The following is a 16,931-nucleotide window of genomic DNA, read 5'->3' as shown; positions in this document are numbered from 1 at the left end:
ACCCGAGTACGGGCACAGCGCGCTCATCCACGGAATCAAACGCATGACGGTCCGGCAGGCCACCCCCTGAGCCCGGGTGGTTACCCGGGTCATGCCGCGCACCACCCAATTGGATGCGCTGTAGGCGGCGTGATTCGGAACAGACCGGAGGGCGCTGGTACTGCAGGTGTCGACGACGACCGGTTCGGTGGCTAGCCGGCGGCTTTTACGAAAGGCGCGTCGCCCTCGGCAAGATGTCGGCATCCCGGCGGGTAGAGGTCACGTACATCTGGAGATGCAGAATGCCGACGACCTCTATCCGCATCCGATAGCCTGCCAAGCCATGAGCAACACCACTGCGGTGGTTTTCGACGACGGTACTGTCGAGCACTTTTTCTGGGCCTACGACGTCGCCCTTGCAGTGTTGTTCGCACACACGATCAGAACTCCCGGATTCGAGTGCCCACGTCCGCGCGCTGCGCCGGGCACGACCAGCTGGTGGCCGATATGGAGACGCAGATCGAAATCGGCGCCTCCATAGCCGTGACCCTGCACAGCTACGATCGCGCATTGTTGCCCACGTTTCGATCCTGGCTCGCCGAAGCCTGCGATCAGTTCACCGCCGAGTGTGGTGTGCGGGCAACGGAGTGGCGCGCCCTCGGGTTTCCCGATCAGCGACACTTTCGCGGCGCGAAGTGGAAGCGAAACTGCAGGTAGGGGCCTGTGGGGGTTCGATTCGGACTAAGCTGAGGGAATACTGAGAAATCGGCAGGTTGGCGTAGCGCATCGCCTTCGCCGTATCGTGGGTGTCCTTCCGGCTCTCGAGGGTATCGGTTGAGTGCCCGCCGTTGGGGTGTTTCCTCGCTTCCTGCCACAACGATCAGAAGGTGGCGTCATGGAGTACGGCGAACAGACAGAGACTCCTAGGTCGACTAACGCTCGCTCGCCGCAAAGTAGCAGGAGCTCAGGGGAACTCCAGGTCATCGTCTCGGAGAATCCGCCCGAGCTCAACCCAGCCGCTGCGCGGGCTTTGCTGCACCTGATCCAAGAAGTCGCGACGAGGCCGCGTTAGCCCTGGCTTGCCCGGAAAAACCACCCGCGCCGCTGTTCCGGCCAGTTCGGTGAAGTTCCGTAGGTCGGACCCCGAAGCACCGCTAATGGGCTAACGCGTCGGCACCTACTGATGGACCATGTGCGGTTTACGCAAATACGGCCACATGCAGTCCACCTACGAGGTGGGGTTCATCAAGCGAACGTCTCCCGCCGGATTGACCGCTGGTCGCGGAGAGCGTGTAACGGTCGGCGGTGGTCCGAGGACATCAAGAAATCATCATGTCCTTCCGACGGCCGCAGGGCATCCCGGGGCCACCTCGCCGTACGAGTTTCGCCGCAAGGTCCGGACCGCCTGAGCTCTGTCCACTCAGGGTGTGGCGGTCGGGTCCGCGGTCAGGTCCTGGTGCGCTGTTCCGAATGACCGGTGGGGAGGGGTGAGGGTGTATATAGCGGCCAAGAACGACGAGGGAGCGCCCACGGGCGAGTCGGTCCACTTCCTGGTCGATGCAGTGGCCCTGCCGCGTGTTGGTGACCGGCTCCATTTCGCCGGCGTTCGGACAGCGCTGTATCTGACGGTGCGAGAGATCGAGCACTGGTTCTTCACCGAGGACGACGGTCGGAACCCTGCGAGCTCGCGGTGCACGCCGACCCGGACGCGGACGAAACCCAGCTGCTCGCGGTCCGCAAGCTGTTGAACCGGGAGGAACGCCAGCGCTGGGTCGCACGGTTCAGCAGCTCGGCTACCTGGATTGAACGAGATCACCGCTACGGCTGGGCACTCCTCAGCACGGCGCCAGGGGGAAGCACGGGGGCGGAGGCACAGCAGGTTCGGGCGGGGCAGCAGGTTTCGCGGGCACGACCGTCGAAGGAGCGGCAGGTCCCTCGGTGCGTTCGGCGGGTGAGTCCATGTGGGTGAGGGTCAGTACGACCAGCACGAGAATCCCGCCGACCAGGAGCGCGCCGAGGGCCCACAGGGTCGGCATGACCGAGGCGCTGCGCGATCCGGGGTAGTACGGGGACCGGCCACCGCCTCGCCGCGGCGCGGGGCCGGTCGGTGAAGCGGGTGTACCCCTTCACGTTCGTGCCGCCCAGACGTCCCCCGCGTGCATGCCCCCGTGGCGACTCGCTCCCCATAACCGAAGTATGACGCGACGATCCGAGACAGCGGCCCGGTTCGGAGAGGAAGATCCACAGCCATGACCCAGTTCGACAACGACAATCTTCCCGAGCCCGCAGTGACGACCGCGGGGGAGAGCATCGGCGCGCATCGGAGTGAGGACGCCGAGCAGAACAACGTCGAGATCGCGGTGAAACGTGAAGACGGCCCCGCTTTCCGTTGACCCATGGCCTCTGCGGCATCCGCCCCACCTACTTCGGGCATGTGGTCGAAGTTCATGCCGTATACCGACGCGATGAGGGTGGAGGTGAACAGGATGGCTGCCCAAGAGGAGATCTTCTTGACTTCTTCGCCCTGGGCGAAGCTTGCGCTGGACATGCGCTGCATGGCCTCGTTCTGTTCCAGTGATACGAGGGCGAGTGCACGTCGAGGGCGTTTTCGAGTAGGGAACGGCAGGTGGTGACGCGACGGTGACGGAATGTGGGTGAACGGCGCGACAGTCGAGTGACAGGGCAGCGGTTGCATTGCAGTCATGGCTGGATATACCGCCGTACGGGATGCGCTGGGCTCGGTTGTCACTCTGCTGGAGCGACATATCACCCAGTCCGGCGAGACCGGCCTGAGTGGGGTGCCGGTCTCGACTCTGTCCCCCCGAGAGCTCGAACTCGTGCCCACCACCACGGGGGTCTCGGTGTGGTTGCACCGAATCGATGTTCAACCCGATCTCGTCAATCGTTGCGCACCCCGGCCTGCACCCGACCGTATGCTGCACCGGCCGACACCGGTCGAACTGCTCATTCACATCACCCCCCTCGATCCGGCCGGGCCGGTCCGCGCGCTGATGCTGGGGCGGATCGTGCAGGTGCTCTCCGACCATAGTCGCCTCGCCGGGGCCGACCTCGTCGGCGGTCTGGCCGGTTCATCGACGTCCCTCCTGCTCGGGGTCGACACACTGGGGCAGTATGACCTCTCTCTGCTGTGGGGCACTCTGCACACCCATATGCGTCCGGGTGTGGCGTTGCGGGTGAACGGACTGGTCATCGATACCCACTTCACATCGCAGGACAGCAGCCGAGTGCTTTCGTCCACTTCGGTGGTGGAACAGATCACGGAGGTGCCGGTATGAGGTGGCAGTTGTGGTGACCAGGACGGTCGTGACCCCGACCGGGACCTATCGCACCGTCGAGGGTGAGCGGTTGCGTACCGAGGCCCTCGTGGTGATCGCGTTACTCGATGAGTGGACCGGCGCCGCGCCCGAACAGGTACGTGCTCTGTCGCGGACGCCGTGCGTCCGCGCGCACGTTACCGACGGCTACCTGGTGCTCACCGGCGTACCGGCTCGGGCCATGCCGGGCCTTGCCACTGCCGACCGGACCGTGACGGTCCGGATCGAACGGCGCGGGCACCGAAACCAGGATGTGGATCTGGTGGTGCCGTCGGGCAGTGACCTGCCCTGGTTCGGTCCGGCGCTGGCGCTGGACTCGGCGGTTGTTGCGGTCGCCGGTCGCGTCAGGGAAGCGGACCACCCGAACGCTCCGGTCCCGGGTGCCGCCCTCGAGTTCCGGGGTGCGGCGGGTGGACAGCTCGTGGCGCTGCGTGCGCCCTTGGCCTTCGCGCACGAGGCGGGAATCGCCGTCTCCGGTTGCGCTCTCACCCCGATCGGAACAGCTACTGCCGGACCGGCCGCTTCCGGTTCGATCCGCGTCGTCGTCACACCGAGCGCCGACATCGGGGGCGGCACGGTTCTAGCGCTGGGCCCGCCGGAGCGCGAAGAGCATGTCATCGCTGCCAGGGTGGAGCCGGGCAACACCGTGGTTCTGCGAATTCCCCTGGCGCGCACAGTAATCGACGGCACGCCCGTGCGACTTTTCGGCGCGGGCGGCCTGTCCGCGCCGACGATGCTGGCGCGCGCGGTCCACCCGGGTGACGGCGTGATCGTCTCCGCAGCGGCCTCGACCGCGGGTGTCATCGAGGTGAGCGACGGTGCCCGGACCGAGTTGCGGGCCACCGGTCTGCGCTCGGATACGGACGGACGCTGGCGCCTCGACGGAGTGCGCGGTATTCCCCGGGTAACGCTGACCGTATCCGCCCCGGGCCTGACCACTGTCGGTCCCGTCGTGCACCTGCTGAGCGCCGCTGCCGATCCGAACGTGATCGATATCGACCTGCCCGCCTGACCAGAAGAGGGAGTGCTCATGCCCGAGTACCTCGCCCCCGGCGTCTACGTCGAGGAGATCAGCTCCGGTCCACCCCCGATAGCCGGGGTCGGGACCACGACCACCGGGATGATCGGGGTCACCCGCCGCGGCCCCGCCGAAGGGCCTCCCACCTTGGTCACCAGTTACGCGGAATTCGTGCGTACTTTCGGCGGCGCGTTCGACTTCGGCCCCGCATTCGCCGAACACCGGGATCTGCCGGATGCGGTGCGCGGCTTCTTCGCCAACGGCGGTAGGCGAATCTACATAAGCCGAGTGGTGCCGACCAGCGCCACTGCGGCGCTGGGAACCCTGCACGGCGGTGTCATCACCCGACTGGCCTCCGACGCCCTGCCCGAGGCGACGACGCTGACCCTGGCCACGACCCGGGGGCTTCGCGTGGGCAGCGTGCTCAGGCTGGTCATGGAGAAGAACGGCGTGGAGGAGGACTCCGCGAACCTCACCATCACTGACTACGACCGGGATACCGGCATCGTCACGATCACGCCGGAACTGCCGGCAGACAAGACCTGGGAAGCCCGCTACACCAGGGTGCTCACCAATGTGAAAGGAGTGGCGAACAACGGGCAGGTGAGCGAGCTCGGCGGTACGACTTCGGCCAAGCCGGACACATTCGGACTGGTCGCGTCCAGCCAAGGGTCATGGGGCAACCAGATCCGGGTCGGCGTCGACTACAAGTCCGCCGGTCGGTCCGTTGTCCGGCATACGTTGATGACCACCGCTTCCCCGTCTATCCCGGTGGTATCGACGGCAGGCTTCTACCCCGGGGCCTGGGTCGAGGTCTCCTTCGGCACCGCCGAGCCCCAGAAGGTCTACCGCAAGGTCGAGCGGGTCGTCGATCAGGCCTTGGTCCTCGACGGGCCCGATATCGCCGCGGGGGCGTGGGATCCGGCCGCGCCGATCACCGAGACCCGGATCGCGACATGCGAGTTCGACCTCACTGTGAGCTGGTCCGACCCGGTTGAGCACACCCCCGTCACCGAACGCTTCACCGGACTGACACTCGAAAAGGTGCCGGGTCGCTACTACGTGGACCAGCTCGCCGGCTCCGCGCTCGTACAGGTCGATTCCACCGTGGCGGACCCGGCCGGCACACATCCCTTCTTCTTCCCGAGCCCCGCGGACGGGTTGGCCGACACCCTGAATACGCAGGGGACCGACGGTACGGCCGCGCCGATCGCGTCGGACTACCGCGGCAAGGAGGTGGCACCCAATGACGCCACGGGGCTCCTGGCGTTGGAGAAGGTCGACGAGATCGCACTGCTCGCCGCGCCCGGTGTCATCGATGCCGCGGTGCAGGGCGCGCTCGTGGAGCAGGCCACCCGGTTGATGGATCGCTTCGTGGTACTCGACCCACCTAGTTCGGCGTCGTTGCCCATCGTGCAGACCTACGCCGATAAGTTCGACACCCGCTATGCGGCGCTGTATTACCCCCGCGTCGTCGTCAGCGATCCCGTGACCGGCGCGCCCCGGGTGGTGGCGCCTTCGGGGCATGTACTCGGTATCTACGCGCGCGTCGACAACACCCGCGGCGTGCACAAGGCCCCGGCCAACGAGGTCATCCTCGGTATCACCGGCCTCGAACAGACGATCACCAAAGGTCAGCAGGAGATCTTGAACCCGAGAGGTATCAACGTGCTCCGGGACCTGCGCGCCGACCGCCGCGGCTTCCGGGTTTACGGGGCACGCTGCCGGACCAGCGAGCAGGACTGGATCTACGTCAATGTGCGGCGGCTGTTCATCTTCCTGGAAGAGAGCCTGGACGAGGGCACCCAGTGGGTGGTATTCGAGCCCAACGACTATCGGCTCTGGCAACGCGTCAAGGATTCGATCTCCATTTTCCTCGAGGGTGTCTGGCGCGACGGCGCGCTGATGGGCGAGAAGAAAGAGGAGGCCTTCTTCGTCACCTGTGACCGCTCGACCATGGCCGACGACGACATCCTCGGCGGCCGTTTCGTCGTCGAGATCGGTATCTGCCCCGTCCGCCCGGCCGAATTCGTGATCCTGCGAATCGGCCAATGGCTGGGCGGGTCGAGCGTCGCGGAACTCTGACCGCCAGGAGGCTACATCATGTCCACAGGAGATCGCGTCGATCCGTTCCGCGGGTTCAACTTCCGCGTCGAGGTCACGACCATGTCGGAGGCGGTGGCGGCATTCCGGGAGGTCAGCGGCCTGACCGTGAATACCGACCTCACCGAGTACCGCGACGGCAATTCACGTGACCTGCATCCTAAGAAGCTGTTCGGACTGCGCAAATACAGCAACCTCGTCCTCAAGCGCGGAATCACCACCAACAACGAGCTGTGGCTGTGGTATCGCCAGATCGTGAACGGCGTCGCCGACCGCCGCAATGGTGCCGTCGTCCTGCTCGACGAAGAGCACAACGACGCCTTGCGCTGGAATTTCTACGCCGCCTGGCCCTGCAAAGTCGACTTCCCGACCTTCAACGCGACCACGAACGAGGTCGCCGTCATTTCGTGCGAGCTGTGTGTGGAGAAACTGGAGATGGTCTGAGCTATGGCACTTTTCGCCGCGGCCGGGGCCCGCCCACCCGGTGTTCTCGTCCAGGTGGCCGACCCGCCGCCACCTGTCGAGCCGGTGCGCATCGATGTGCCCGCCTTCGTCTGCGTCTGTGAACGGGGCCCCGTGGACCAGCCGGTACGACTGGGTTCCTGGGCGCAGTTCCGCCTCGTATTCGGCGGGTTCATAGCGAATGGGTTCGGCGCGTATGCGGTGAAGGCCTTCTTCGAACAGGGCGGACGAGTGTGCTGGGTGATCCGGGTCGTGGCCCCCGAGGTGACGACCACGGCCCAGGCCCCGCAACCGGACGACCGGACGTGGACCCGAGTGGCCTCGGTGGCCGGGTTCGTGGTGGGTGCGGCCGCGACGGTTCGTCAGCAGGACACGGCGCACACCTATCTCGTCACCGCGGTGGACCCGACCGCATCGACGCTGACCTGGGACCGCCCGCTACATCCGAGTTTCGTTCGCACGAAGCCGATGACGGTGTCGACCGGCGCAGGGTTCGCGGCCGCCCGGCTGCGCGCCGCCGGCGGAGCCCCGGCGCTCGACGTCGTGGCGGCCAGCCCGGGATCGTGGGGCAATGCGCTGGAGGTGGTGGCCTCCCCCGGCCGGCGGACGGTGACCGTCAGCCGGGCCGGTGAGCCGGGTAGCTCCCGGGCGACTCCGGTGGTATCGACCGCCGGATTCGCCGTGGGGGATGTGGTGTGGGTCGGCCAAGGGGCGGGGAGTGTCGTCTCCGAGACGCGGATCGTTCAGCGAATCGACCCCGCCGACCGCATTGTGTGCTGGACCTCGCCGCTCCCGGCAGCACTGGACCTCACCGCGCCGATCATCCTCGAAACGGAGAGGACCTCCCTCACGGTCCTCGAGCACGGGCGGGTGGTGGAAATCTGGCCGGACCTCTCGATGCGACCGGAGCATCCGAGGTTCGCCCCCGCCGTCGTCGCCGGCAGTACGCGGGTTCAGGTCCGCGCGCCGGGACTCACCGCTGCGCGGCCGGTGCGTACCTCGCTGCGGGGCGGTCGGGACGGGACCGCCGCGCTGACGGTCGCCGACCTGGTGGGTGACGAGATACTCGGCGACGGGCGCGGCGCCGCCGCGCTCCTCGGCTTCGAAGAACCGGCCGTGCTGGCTGTGCCGGACCTGGTCGGAACGCGGACTCCGCCAGCTCTTTTCGCGCCGCCGCCCCCCGCGGACCCCTGCGATCCGTGCGCCGAGCCGATATCCGTCCCGCCGCCACTCGACGCGGTGGCCGTGGACGCGGGGGCCGCGTTCGACGCCGAGCAGGTCGTGGCGGCGCAATGCGCACTGGTCGAGTCGTGCGAGCGCAATACCGAACGGATCGCCCTGCTCGATCCCCCGACCGCGGATAGTCCAGCCGAGCTGGGTGCCCTGCGCGCGTGGGCGGCGCGGTTCTCCTCGTCGTACGCCGTCGCCGTGGTGCCGTGGCCGACCGTCCTCGACCCGCGTACCGCCGGACAGATACGGCGTATCCCCGCCTGTGGCCACCTGGCCGGAATGATCGCGCGTACCGATGCGCTCAGCGGCCCCTGGCTCGGCCCCGCGAACCGCACCCTCGCCTGGGCCCACGGGGTGGATCTGTCCTTCACCGACGAGCAGCACGCCCTCGCCAACCACGACGGCATGCTCGTCCTGCGGGCGTTGCCCGGCCGGGGGCTCGTCCCGATGGGCGGCCGGACTCTCTCGGTCGACACGTCGTGGACCTTCCTCACAGTGCGCCGCACGATGATCTACCTGCGCCGGGCCCTGCGGGTGCACCTGGCGTGGTCGGTCTTCGAGCCGAACGACACCCTGCTGGCCAAGACGGTGGAGTCGGTGGTGGCGACGCTCATGGAGCAGGTGTGGGAGGCCGGTGGACTCGCCGGGGCCGGGGCACAGGATTCCTATCTGTTGCGGGTCGAGCCGGGACCGGCCAGGATCGGACAGCTCGAACTGGTTCTGGGGGTCGCGCTGTCCCGGCCGGCGGAGTTTCTCACCCTGCGGGTCTCCCGCACCGACAATCGGCTCGATATCGCCGAACTGCCGGAACCTGTTCGGGCGGAGAAAATCTGATGACAGGTTTGGTCGGTGGCTTCAATTTCACGGTCCGCCTGGTGGAGACCGCCAAACCGGCGGCGGCGGTCATCGGAACCTTTGCGCCTCCCGTCGCCGGTGGCTTCGCGGAGGTATCGGGGCTCGAGGCCACCATGGCCGTCGACGAGTGGCGTGAAGGCGGGCGCAACGACGCGGTGCTGCGATTCCCGGGCCGTGTCACGCATCCGAACATCAAGCTCCGTCGCGGCCTTGCGGTGAGCAAGGAACTGTGGACCTGGCACGAGACCTTCCTGCAGGGCCGCGGCCGGCGGCGCGACGGTGTGATCGAACTGCTCGACGATACCGGCGCCGCCGTCCGGACCTGGCGGTTCCGCCGGGGGCTTCCCGTGCGCTGGGCGGGTCCGGCCCTCGCGGCGCTGTCGAGCGCGGTGGCCGTCGAAGAGTTGGAGATCGCGCACGAGGGCCTCTTCGTACAGACCGGTGGCGCCGCGGGTGAACTGCTCAACACTGTGTCGTCGGTTTTCGGGAGGTCGTGATGGACGTCCATATCGGGGAAATCGACACTACGGTCCGGGCGGTCGACGACCGCTCGCTGCTCAGCCCCGAGGTGCTGGACGCCGTGGCCCAGGCCGTGCTGGAAAGGCTCGAACAGCGTCGCCGCCTCGATGCGGCGCGCCGCGACGAGGCGACCCTGTGGGGCTCCGTACGAGAGGGAGGGCTGGGATGACTGTCTTGGCGAAGGCTCGCTTCCAGCGGCTCGCGACCCCGTCCGATGCGACGGGCAGCTTCCTCGACGTGCAGTACAACCCGACGGAGCTGTCGTTCAGCAAGGCGGCGCAGATCGCCGAGATTCCGGTTCCGGGACTGGACACTCCACTGCTCCAGTATGTGCGCGGGCAGGCCGAGACCGTCTCGGTGGAGCTGTTCTTCGACTCCACCGAGGAGGGCACCAGCGCCGCCGCAGAACCTGTCACCGGTAGAACCGACAAGTTCTACAACCTGATCAAGGCCGACCGAGCGACCCACGCGCCGCCCGTGCTGCTGTTCAGCTGGGGCGGTACGGCATTCCCCGGCGCACGGCGCGACGGCTTCCGGTGCGTGGTGACCAGTGTGCGGCAACAGTTCACGATGTTCGCTCCCAACGGTGTCCCGCTGCGCGCCAAACTGACCGTCGATCTCAAGGAGTACAAGCCACTCACACTGCACCTGGAAGAACTCGGATTCCATTCGGCCGACCACACCAAGGCCACGGTCACCCGCGCGGGGGACACGATCGGGGCGATCGCCTATCGGGAGTACGGCGATGCGCGGGCATGGCGCCGGATCGCCGACGAGAACGCGATCACCGACCCGCTGTCGCTGCGCGCGGGTACCGTGCTGCGAATCCCGAAGGGGGCGGCGTCGTGACCGGAGTACTGCCGCTCTCCAGCGCCGGGCAGGCGTTCTACGTGCCAGCGTTCGAGGTCGAGGTGAACGGGTCGCCGATGCCGCGAAATATTGTCCGGGACATCGTCGAGGTGACCTTCGAAGACAGCATCGACGGGATCGATTCCTTCGGCTTCGTCCTCAACAACTGGGACACCGACCGGCTCCGGCCGCAATACGTGGGGGAAGGTGCCGACGAAACATTCTGGGGCCAGGTCCAACCGGGCAACGGCATCGTGCTGTCGCTCGGGTACCAGGGAGATCGGCCGGATCTGCGGGTGATGACGACGGGATACCTCACCGCGCTGGACATCGATCTGCCCGACTCCGGCAGCACTCGGATCACCGTGCGCGGACTCAGTGTCCTGGACAAGCTCCGGGACCGCCAGTACACGTGGTCCTGGCCGGTAACGGCGACAGGCACCATACGCGACAGCGAAGTCGCCGCCGATATCGGCGACACACACTCCTCGGCCGCCGGTAAACCAGGTCTCCCCGGAATCTCGCGAGTGCGGGTGAGCGACAAGGCCCTACAGGACGAAGAGCCGCAGCCGCACGTGTTCATGAACAACCAGTACCCGATCGTGTTCCTGCTCCAGTTGGCCCGCCGCAACGGCTACGACCTGTTCCTGGTGCGTACGCCGGCCGGGGAGCAGGAGCTGTATTTCGGTCCCTCGCGTGATATCCATGACCGGACCTATGTGCTCGAGTGGGGTAGGACGCTGACCTCCCTGAAGGCGACGGTATCGACCGCTCGGCAGGTCAAGAAGGTCACCGTGCTCGGGTGGGACCGGGTACGCAAGTCCGTTGTGCGTGGCGAGGCGACCATCGAAAAGGACGGGGAGTTCCTGCCGGCCACGACCCGGGCGTTGGCCCGGGCCAACGGCCGTGAGGAGGTCGTCACCAACCGCGTCGTGCGGACCGAGAAGCAGGCCCGGACACACGCGATCCAGCAGTTGTACGACCTGGCCGCGCGTTTGGTGGAGGTGGAGGGCGTCGTGGTCGGACTACCCGAGCTCCGGGCCGGTCGGAAGGTACGGATCGAGCGGGTCGGACCGCACCTCACCGGCGACTACTTCGTGACCTCCACCCGTCACGTCGTCAACGACACCGGCTACCGGACCACCTTCAAGGCCCGGCTCGAGGGCCGCCAGGAGGCACACCGATGACGATGCATCTCACCACGCATACGGCCACCCAGCCGGGTCTGGTCCTCGGGGTGGTCGTCGACACCGAGGACCCCGACGGGCGCGGACAGGTCCGGGTGTCCTATCCGTTCCTCGGCAACGAGGCACGTAGCGCGTGGGCACCCATTGCGGCGCCGATGGCCGGACACGACCGTGGGTGCTGGTTCGTTCCCGAGGTCGGTGACGAAGCCGTACTCGGTTTCGATCGCGACGATCCCAGCTCGCCGATCGTGCTCGGCTTCCTCTGGAACGGTATCGACGATCCACCCTCGACATCGACCAAGGAGCGGATGATCCGCTCGGTCAACCAGCACACGATCCGCTTTCTGGACCCGACGTCGGCCGACGGGAACGACGGCGGGATCGCCATCGAGGATTCCTCCGGCAATTCGATCGTGATGAGCAACGGGAAGATCGTGCTGCACGCCGTCGGCCAGCTCGAGATCGATGCCGCGGCCATCGTTCTGACCAGCCTGGGCAACCGGCGCGTGGTCACTCCGAATTCGAACCCGATCTGAGGGATACGCCATGGCGACCTACGATATCCCGGTCAGTGAACCACTGGAGCAGGCGCTCGCGCCGTTGTCCTGCGTGGATATGTCGCTGCCGATGCCCGCCCCGCTCGAGGTGAATCTGCCGTTCGGCGGGTCGATCAAGGCTTTCGTCGATATGTCCAAAGGTATTCCCACCGACTGCTCGATGAATTTCAATCTGATGCTCCAGATCGCACCGTTGCTGGCGGCGCTCGAATGCCCGATAAAGATGCTGAAGCTGTTGAAACCGCTCATCGATATCGTCCAGGCGCTGCCGACAATGGATATGGCCACGATCGGCAAGGCGATGCCGGAGTTCACCGACGCGGCCGTCGCCGTCGCCACCTGCTTCACGGCTTTCGGCAAGGTCCCGCTCATGATCGAGGACCTGCTCAGGCTGATCCGGTCCGTCTTGCGCTGCCTGCTCGGCCAGTTGCGCACCATCCGCAATGCCATGAACGGTCTGGCCCTCCGGTTCGGTGAGGCCGAGGGGCGCCCCGAACTACGTGCCCAACTGGAATGCGCCCAGAAGAATCTCGCCACGCAGGCCCAAGCGATGACCAGTTCCCTCGAACCCATTGCCGGTGTCCTGGCCCTGGCCGGCACCCTTGCCGAGATCGCGGGCATGGAGCTGAATATTTCGCTCGAGACCGGTGGCGCCCCACCGGAGGATACCGAGGCTCTCGACGAGGTGATCGCCGTCCTCGAGACGGCGGTATCGGCCATCGACGCGATCGTGGGTGAATGAGCGTGGTGGACAGCAGATCGTTCCTCGGCAGCGGGTACCGATTCCCGGTCACGATCGGGCCCGACGGCGGCTTCGGGCTGTCCGCAGGGGAGCGGTCGGTAACCGAATCGATCTGGCTGGTGCTGTCGACTGCCCGGGGTGAGCGGGTGATGAACCCCGAATTCGGTTGCGCAGTACATGAACTCGTACTTGCTCCGGTGACCGACGCGACGTTCGCGATAGTGGCCCACCATGTCCGCGAGTCGTTGACGAGATGGGAGCCGCGGATCGAGGTGCTCGACGTCCGCGTGACGCAGGAGGGTGATCTGTCCGAGGTGCTGCTGGTCGCGATCGACTACCGACTCGAGGACAACAACGCGATGCACAATCTCGTCTACCCGTTCTACATCGGGGAGGGTGAACTGCGATGAGCGCCATTGTCGCGCCCGACCTCGACGATCGCCGGTACGACGATCTGGTCACGCAGGCGCGATCATTGATCCCGCGCTACCTGCCGGAGTGGACCAACCACAACGACGCCGACCCGGGTATCACCTTGCTGCAGCTCTTCGCGTGGTTCACCGATCAGCTCGTCTACCGGGTCAACCAGGTTCCCGAGCTGCACTATGTGAAGTTCTTGCAGCTGCTGGGTATTCAGGCCCGTCCGGCTCGGCCGGCCCGAGTCGACCTGACCTTCGCCACCGCGACCGCCGCGGACCGGGTCGTCCCGGCGGGGACACAGGTCTCGGGACCCGGCCCGGACGGCAAACCCGTGGTCTTCGAGCTGTCCGAAGGGTTCACTGCAATCGGCGCGCCGCTGACCGCGGTGCAGACCTTCGACGGTTTCGCCTACCGCGACGTCACCGGAGCGAACACCACGGCCGACCAGGCATTCGCACCCTTCGGACCGCATGCGCACGAGAACTCCGCGCTGTTGCTGGGGTTCACCGGTATCGGGGCCGGCGGTCTCGGCCCCTGCACGGACAACCCGATCACCCTGATGGCGTACGTATCGCGTGGACGCGCCGTACCGCTCGCGCAGGCGGGGGCGCTCGCGGTGCCGCCGCCCGCCCGGTTCGCCTACCAGTACTGGGACGGCGCCGGATGGGAGCCGCTCGGTGTCGAACGGGACGAAACGGCCGGCTTCACCGCGACCGGTCGGATCGTGGTGCACGGGCCCGGATCCGGTGCCGTCCGGCAGGCGATCGGCCAGGTCGCGACCCCGCTGTACTGGCTCTGCGTGCGGATGGTGACGGGAACCTACGAGCGGGGACCGCTGCTCGAACGGATCGCGCCCAACACGGTTCCCGCCCGCGCCGCGGTCACCCTGCGTGACGAGGTGCTCGGCGGGTCCGACGGGATGCCGGAACAGGGGCCGCTCACCCTGTCGCGCGCGCCGGTCGTACCGCTCGATCACCCGCAACGTGTGCGCCGGGCCGACGGCCGGTGGGTCACGGTCGAGAGCCTGCGGCTCGAGATCGACGAGGGCAGCGGCTTCGAGGTATGGCAGGAAGTGGACGACTTCGGCGGTTCGGGCCCGGACGACCCGCACTATCTGCTCGACCGCAACACCGGTGCGATCCGCTTCGGCGACGGCCGACACGGTGCCATCCCCACCGCCAATGTCGCTGCGCCGATGACCAATATCGTGGCGCGCCGGTGGGTGGCCGGCGGAGGAGCGGCCACCAATCTCGGCGCGGGTTCGGTGACGACCCTCGCCACTGTCCTGCCGGGTATCAAGACCGTTCGCAACGAGCTGCCGGCCGCCGGAGGCGCGGACGCCGAGACCGTGGACGCAGCCAAGTTGCGGGCGCCGGCCGAGTTGCAGGCCAAGGGCCGCGCCGTGACCGCCGAAGACTTCGAGCTGCTCGCTCGTGCGGCACCGGCCGCCGCCGTCGCCCGTGCGCACGCGCTCGCGTTGACCCACCCCCGGTACCCCGGTGTGGCGGTGCCGGGCGCGATCACGGTCCTGGTTGTCCCGGACGCGCCCGGCAATACTCCGAAGGCCGCCCCGGCCACACTGACCGCGGTATGCGCGTGGCTGGACCGGCACCGGCTGGTCACGACCGAGGTGTTCGCGACCTGCCCGACTTACCGGCGGGTGCGGGTCGTTGCCGATCTCGTGATCGCTGCCGACGCCGACCCGGCTCAGGTTCACCGCGCCGTGGCCGACGCGCTCGTCACCTTCCTGCATCCTTTGCGCGGTGGCGACGACGGTCGGGGCTGGCCCTTCGGCGGCCCGCTCTACTCCTCCGACCTTTTCCGAGTCGTTCTGCGGGTGCCCGGTGTGCTCCGAGTACGCGACAATCAGCTGACCGTCGAACTGGACGAGGAGCGCCAGCCCTTCTGCCGCGATATCGATCTCGGCATCGGCGAACTCGTCGAACCGCTCGACCCGGATCTGCGGGTGGGATACGCATGAGCGGCCGATGGTTCCTCCTTGCGGACCGTCCGGGATGGCGGGCCTCCGCCGCGCTGAGTGACGGGACGACCTATGACGGCGGGGCGCTGCGGCTGGCCGATACCGCTGTCCCGAGTGTGCTGGACTGCCCAGTCGCCACCCGGCTCGAGCTGCCGTGCTGCGAACACGCGGAACTACGTCCCGCACAGCGCACGGTGGCGCTGGTGACCGGCACCGGACAGGTGCGTGCGTCGGCCGGGCCGTGGCGAATTGTGTCCGAGGAAGGTGACGAGGTCGCGGTCGGCCCGGTCGCGGCTGTCCGGCGGGTTCCGGCAGACGGATGCGCTCCGGTCCTCGAATGGCCCGAAGACGCCTGGAATCCGGCGGGACTGGTGCGACTCGAGGACGGCCTGATCGGCGTCCTGGACGTGACCGCCGGGCTGGTCCACGTGATCGATCGCCACGGTGTGCCGCGGGGCGTTCGCGCCGCGGCGACGGTCTCCGGCTGTCCGCCGCCGGAAGGTTCGACCCGCTTCCGTACCAGCGGGACGGCCGTCACATCGGCGCTCGACTCGGGCGCCCCCGGATGCCGCTGGCATCGCGTCGTACTGACCGGGCGGGTTCCACCGGGCAGCCGGGTAGCGGTCGGTGTCCTCGTCGGCGACGCCCCCCGCACCGAACAAGAGATCGACGTTGTCGAGGAATCCCGCTGGTCGGCTCTCGGAGTGTTCGGCGACCCGGAGCTGATGCGCTGGGACACTCTCGTACGCGCTCCCCGAGGGCGCTATCTGTGGCTTCGGCTCACGCTGCGTGGCGACGGCACCGTTACACCCATAGTCGACAGCATCGAAGTGCACTTCCCACGCGAAACCGCGCTCCGCTACCTGCCTGCCGTGTACAGTGCGGGCGAATCCGACACGCTGGACCGATTCCTCGCACTCACCGACAGCATGCGCGACAGCGTTACCCGCCACCTGGACGGTTTCGCGCGTGAGCTGGATGCCCGCAGTGCGGACGCATCGAGCAGGCGCGATCTGCTCCGCTGGTTGGGCACCTGGGTCGGCATGGCCGGCATCGGTGCCCTGCCCGAGGAACGCCGGCGCCGATTGATCGGTGCGGCGGCCGAGCTCTACCGTCGGCGCGGCACTCCCGATGGCGTTGCGCGGCACGTCGGTCTCTGGCTGGGGCGGCGCACCGAAGTGCTCGAGCACTATCGCCTGCGGCGCTGGGCGGTGCACGATCGGAGTCGGTTGGGGGATGCCACGCGACTGTTCGGACGCGAGATCGTGGGTCGGTTGCAGCTCGACGGCGGGTCCGCGATCGGGGCCTTCCGGCTCGTCAGCACGCCGTCACCGCGGCTCGATCCGTTCGCGGTGTACGCGCACCGCTTCACGCTGTTCGTTCATGCTCGCGACGATGACGAGCCCGACGAACTCGCCGCTACCGCCGCCGCTGTCGCCGCGACGGTACGGCCGGCCCACACCGTCTGCTCGATCGCTGTTGTCACGCCGCGAGCGCGAGTAGGTGAGCAGGCGACACTCGGCCTCGATGCCGTGATCAGTGGCCCGCTGCCGCTCGCTCGTCTCGGCGACCGGCTGGGGTCGAACCCGGCCGGCGCCACCATGATCGCGCGCGACCCGCGTCGCGCGGACCTGTCCGCTGTCGGAATCGACGCCCGGGTGGGCGCCGGGGCCGCCCTCGGGTGAGGAGCACGA

Annotated in this window: 17 protein-coding genes and 1 pseudogene; 16 read left to right on the top strand and 2 right to left on the bottom strand. The window is 67.6% G+C overall.

The window, feature by feature from the left end; genetic code table 11:
• The first annotated feature begins 477 nt into the window (after positions 1–477).
• The gene (locus IEY68_RS15475) at positions 478–696 is read left to right on the top strand and encodes a hypothetical protein (protein WP_229718802.1); all 219 of its coding nucleotides are present in this window, start codon (positions 478–480) and stop codon (positions 694–696) included.
• Positions 697–1,814: 1,118 nt separating this feature from the next.
• Here IEY68_RS15475 and IEY68_RS15470 read toward each other — a convergent pair.
• Positions 1,815–2,015, bottom strand: a complete 201-nt coding sequence (locus tag IEY68_RS15470; RefSeq protein WP_189094321.1) for a hypothetical protein — start codon at positions 2,013–2,015, stop codon at positions 1,815–1,817.
• A gap of 213 nt (positions 2,016–2,228) precedes the next feature.
• Here IEY68_RS15470 and IEY68_RS36225 point away from each other — a divergent pair, with 213 nt between their 5' ends.
• The gene (locus tag IEY68_RS36225; protein WP_229718801.1) at positions 2,229–2,372 is read left to right on the top strand and encodes a hypothetical protein; all 144 of its coding nucleotides are present in this window, start codon (positions 2,229–2,231) and stop codon (positions 2,370–2,372) included.
• A 23-nt stretch (positions 2,373–2,395) separates the two neighbouring features.
• Here the strand turns inward: IEY68_RS36225 and IEY68_RS36220 are convergent.
• Positions 2,396–2,601, bottom strand: a pseudogene (locus IEY68_RS36220) (CorA family divalent cation transporter); the annotation flags it as partial.
• A gap of 80 nt (positions 2,602–2,681) precedes the next feature.
• Here IEY68_RS36220 and IEY68_RS15460 point away from each other — a divergent pair.
• From IEY68_RS15460 to IEY68_RS15395, 14 genes are read left to right on the top strand one after another with little or no spacing between them, the layout of a single operon-like run.
• Positions 2,682–3,275, top strand: coding sequence for a Pvc16 family protein (locus IEY68_RS15460; protein WP_058856628.1), 594 nt, complete (start codon positions 2,682–2,684; stop codon positions 3,273–3,275).
• Between the two features lies 1 nt (position 3,276).
• The gene (locus tag IEY68_RS15455; RefSeq protein ID WP_058856627.1) at positions 3,277–4,326 is read left to right on the top strand and encodes a hypothetical protein; all 1,050 of its coding nucleotides are present in this window, start codon (positions 3,277–3,279) and stop codon (positions 4,324–4,326) included.
• A gap of 18 nt (positions 4,327–4,344) precedes the next feature.
• Positions 4,345–6,417 carry a phage tail sheath subtilisin-like domain-containing protein gene (locus tag IEY68_RS15450; protein WP_156426372.1) on the top strand — a complete coding sequence of 691 codons (2,073 nt, stop codon included), beginning with the start codon at positions 4,345–4,347 and terminating at the stop codon, positions 6,415–6,417.
• Between the two features lie 18 nt (positions 6,418–6,435).
• A complete protein-coding gene (locus IEY68_RS15445; protein WP_058856625.1) occupies positions 6,436–6,879 on the top strand; it encodes a phage tail protein in 444 nt (147 codons plus the stop codon).
• Positions 6,880–6,882: 3 nt separating this feature from the next.
• Complete coding sequence (locus tag IEY68_RS15440) at positions 6,883–8,961, top strand: phage tail sheath C-terminal domain-containing protein (protein WP_058856624.1); 2,079 nt, start codon at positions 6,883–6,885, stop codon at positions 8,959–8,961.
• The gene (locus tag IEY68_RS15435) at positions 8,961–9,479 is read left to right on the top strand and encodes a phage tail protein (protein ID WP_058856623.1); all 519 of its coding nucleotides are present in this window, start codon (positions 8,961–8,963) and stop codon (positions 9,477–9,479) included. Before IEY68_RS15440 ends, IEY68_RS15435 begins: the two co-directional genes overlap by 1 nt.
• Complete coding sequence (locus tag IEY68_RS15430) at positions 9,479–9,670, top strand: hypothetical protein (protein WP_058856622.1); 192 nt, start codon at positions 9,479–9,481, stop codon at positions 9,668–9,670. Before IEY68_RS15435 ends, IEY68_RS15430 begins: the two co-directional genes overlap by 1 nt.
• Complete coding sequence (locus tag IEY68_RS15425) at positions 9,667–10,350, top strand: CIS tube protein (RefSeq protein WP_058856621.1); 684 nt, start codon at positions 9,667–9,669, stop codon at positions 10,348–10,350. The genes IEY68_RS15430 and IEY68_RS15425 overlap by 4 nt, the downstream gene beginning before the upstream one ends.
• Positions 10,347–11,537: a phage late control D family protein gene (locus IEY68_RS15420; RefSeq protein WP_058856620.1), complete on the top strand. Its 1,191-nt coding sequence runs from the start codon at positions 10,347–10,349 to the stop codon at positions 11,535–11,537. Before IEY68_RS15425 ends, IEY68_RS15420 begins: the two co-directional genes overlap by 4 nt.
• Positions 11,534–12,073 (top strand): phage baseplate assembly protein V, encoded by a 540-nt coding sequence (locus IEY68_RS15415; protein WP_058856619.1) that lies wholly within the window; start codon positions 11,534–11,536, stop codon positions 12,071–12,073. The genes IEY68_RS15420 and IEY68_RS15415 overlap by 4 nt, the downstream gene beginning before the upstream one ends.
• A 10-nt stretch (positions 12,074–12,083) precedes the next feature.
• On the top strand, positions 12,084–12,836 hold the full coding sequence (locus IEY68_RS15410; protein WP_058856618.1) for a hypothetical protein: 753 nt from the start codon (positions 12,084–12,086) through the stop codon (positions 12,834–12,836).
• Positions 12,833–13,246 (top strand): GPW/gp25 family protein, encoded by a 414-nt coding sequence (locus IEY68_RS15405; protein WP_058856617.1) that lies wholly within the window; start codon positions 12,833–12,835, stop codon positions 13,244–13,246. The genes IEY68_RS15410 and IEY68_RS15405 overlap by 4 nt, the downstream gene beginning before the upstream one ends.
• Positions 13,243–15,237 carry a putative baseplate assembly protein gene (locus tag IEY68_RS15400; protein WP_058856616.1) on the top strand — a complete coding sequence of 665 codons (1,995 nt, stop codon included), beginning with the start codon at positions 13,243–13,245 and terminating at the stop codon, positions 15,235–15,237. Before IEY68_RS15405 ends, IEY68_RS15400 begins: the two co-directional genes overlap by 4 nt.
• Positions 15,234–16,922, top strand: a complete 1,689-nt coding sequence (locus IEY68_RS15395; RefSeq protein WP_058856615.1) for a phage tail protein — start codon at positions 15,234–15,236, stop codon at positions 16,920–16,922. The genes IEY68_RS15400 and IEY68_RS15395 overlap by 4 nt, the downstream gene beginning before the upstream one ends.
• Positions 16,923–16,931: the final 9 nt, after the last annotated feature.

Origin of the sequence: Nocardia jinanensis (assembly GCF_014645735.1) — a bacterium.
Taxonomy (GTDB): domain Bacteria; phylum Actinomycetota; class Actinomycetes; order Mycobacteriales; family Mycobacteriaceae; genus Nocardia; species Nocardia jinanensis.
Note: the sequence above shows the minus strand (reverse complement) of the source record. Positions and strands in the feature narration are given on the sequence as shown.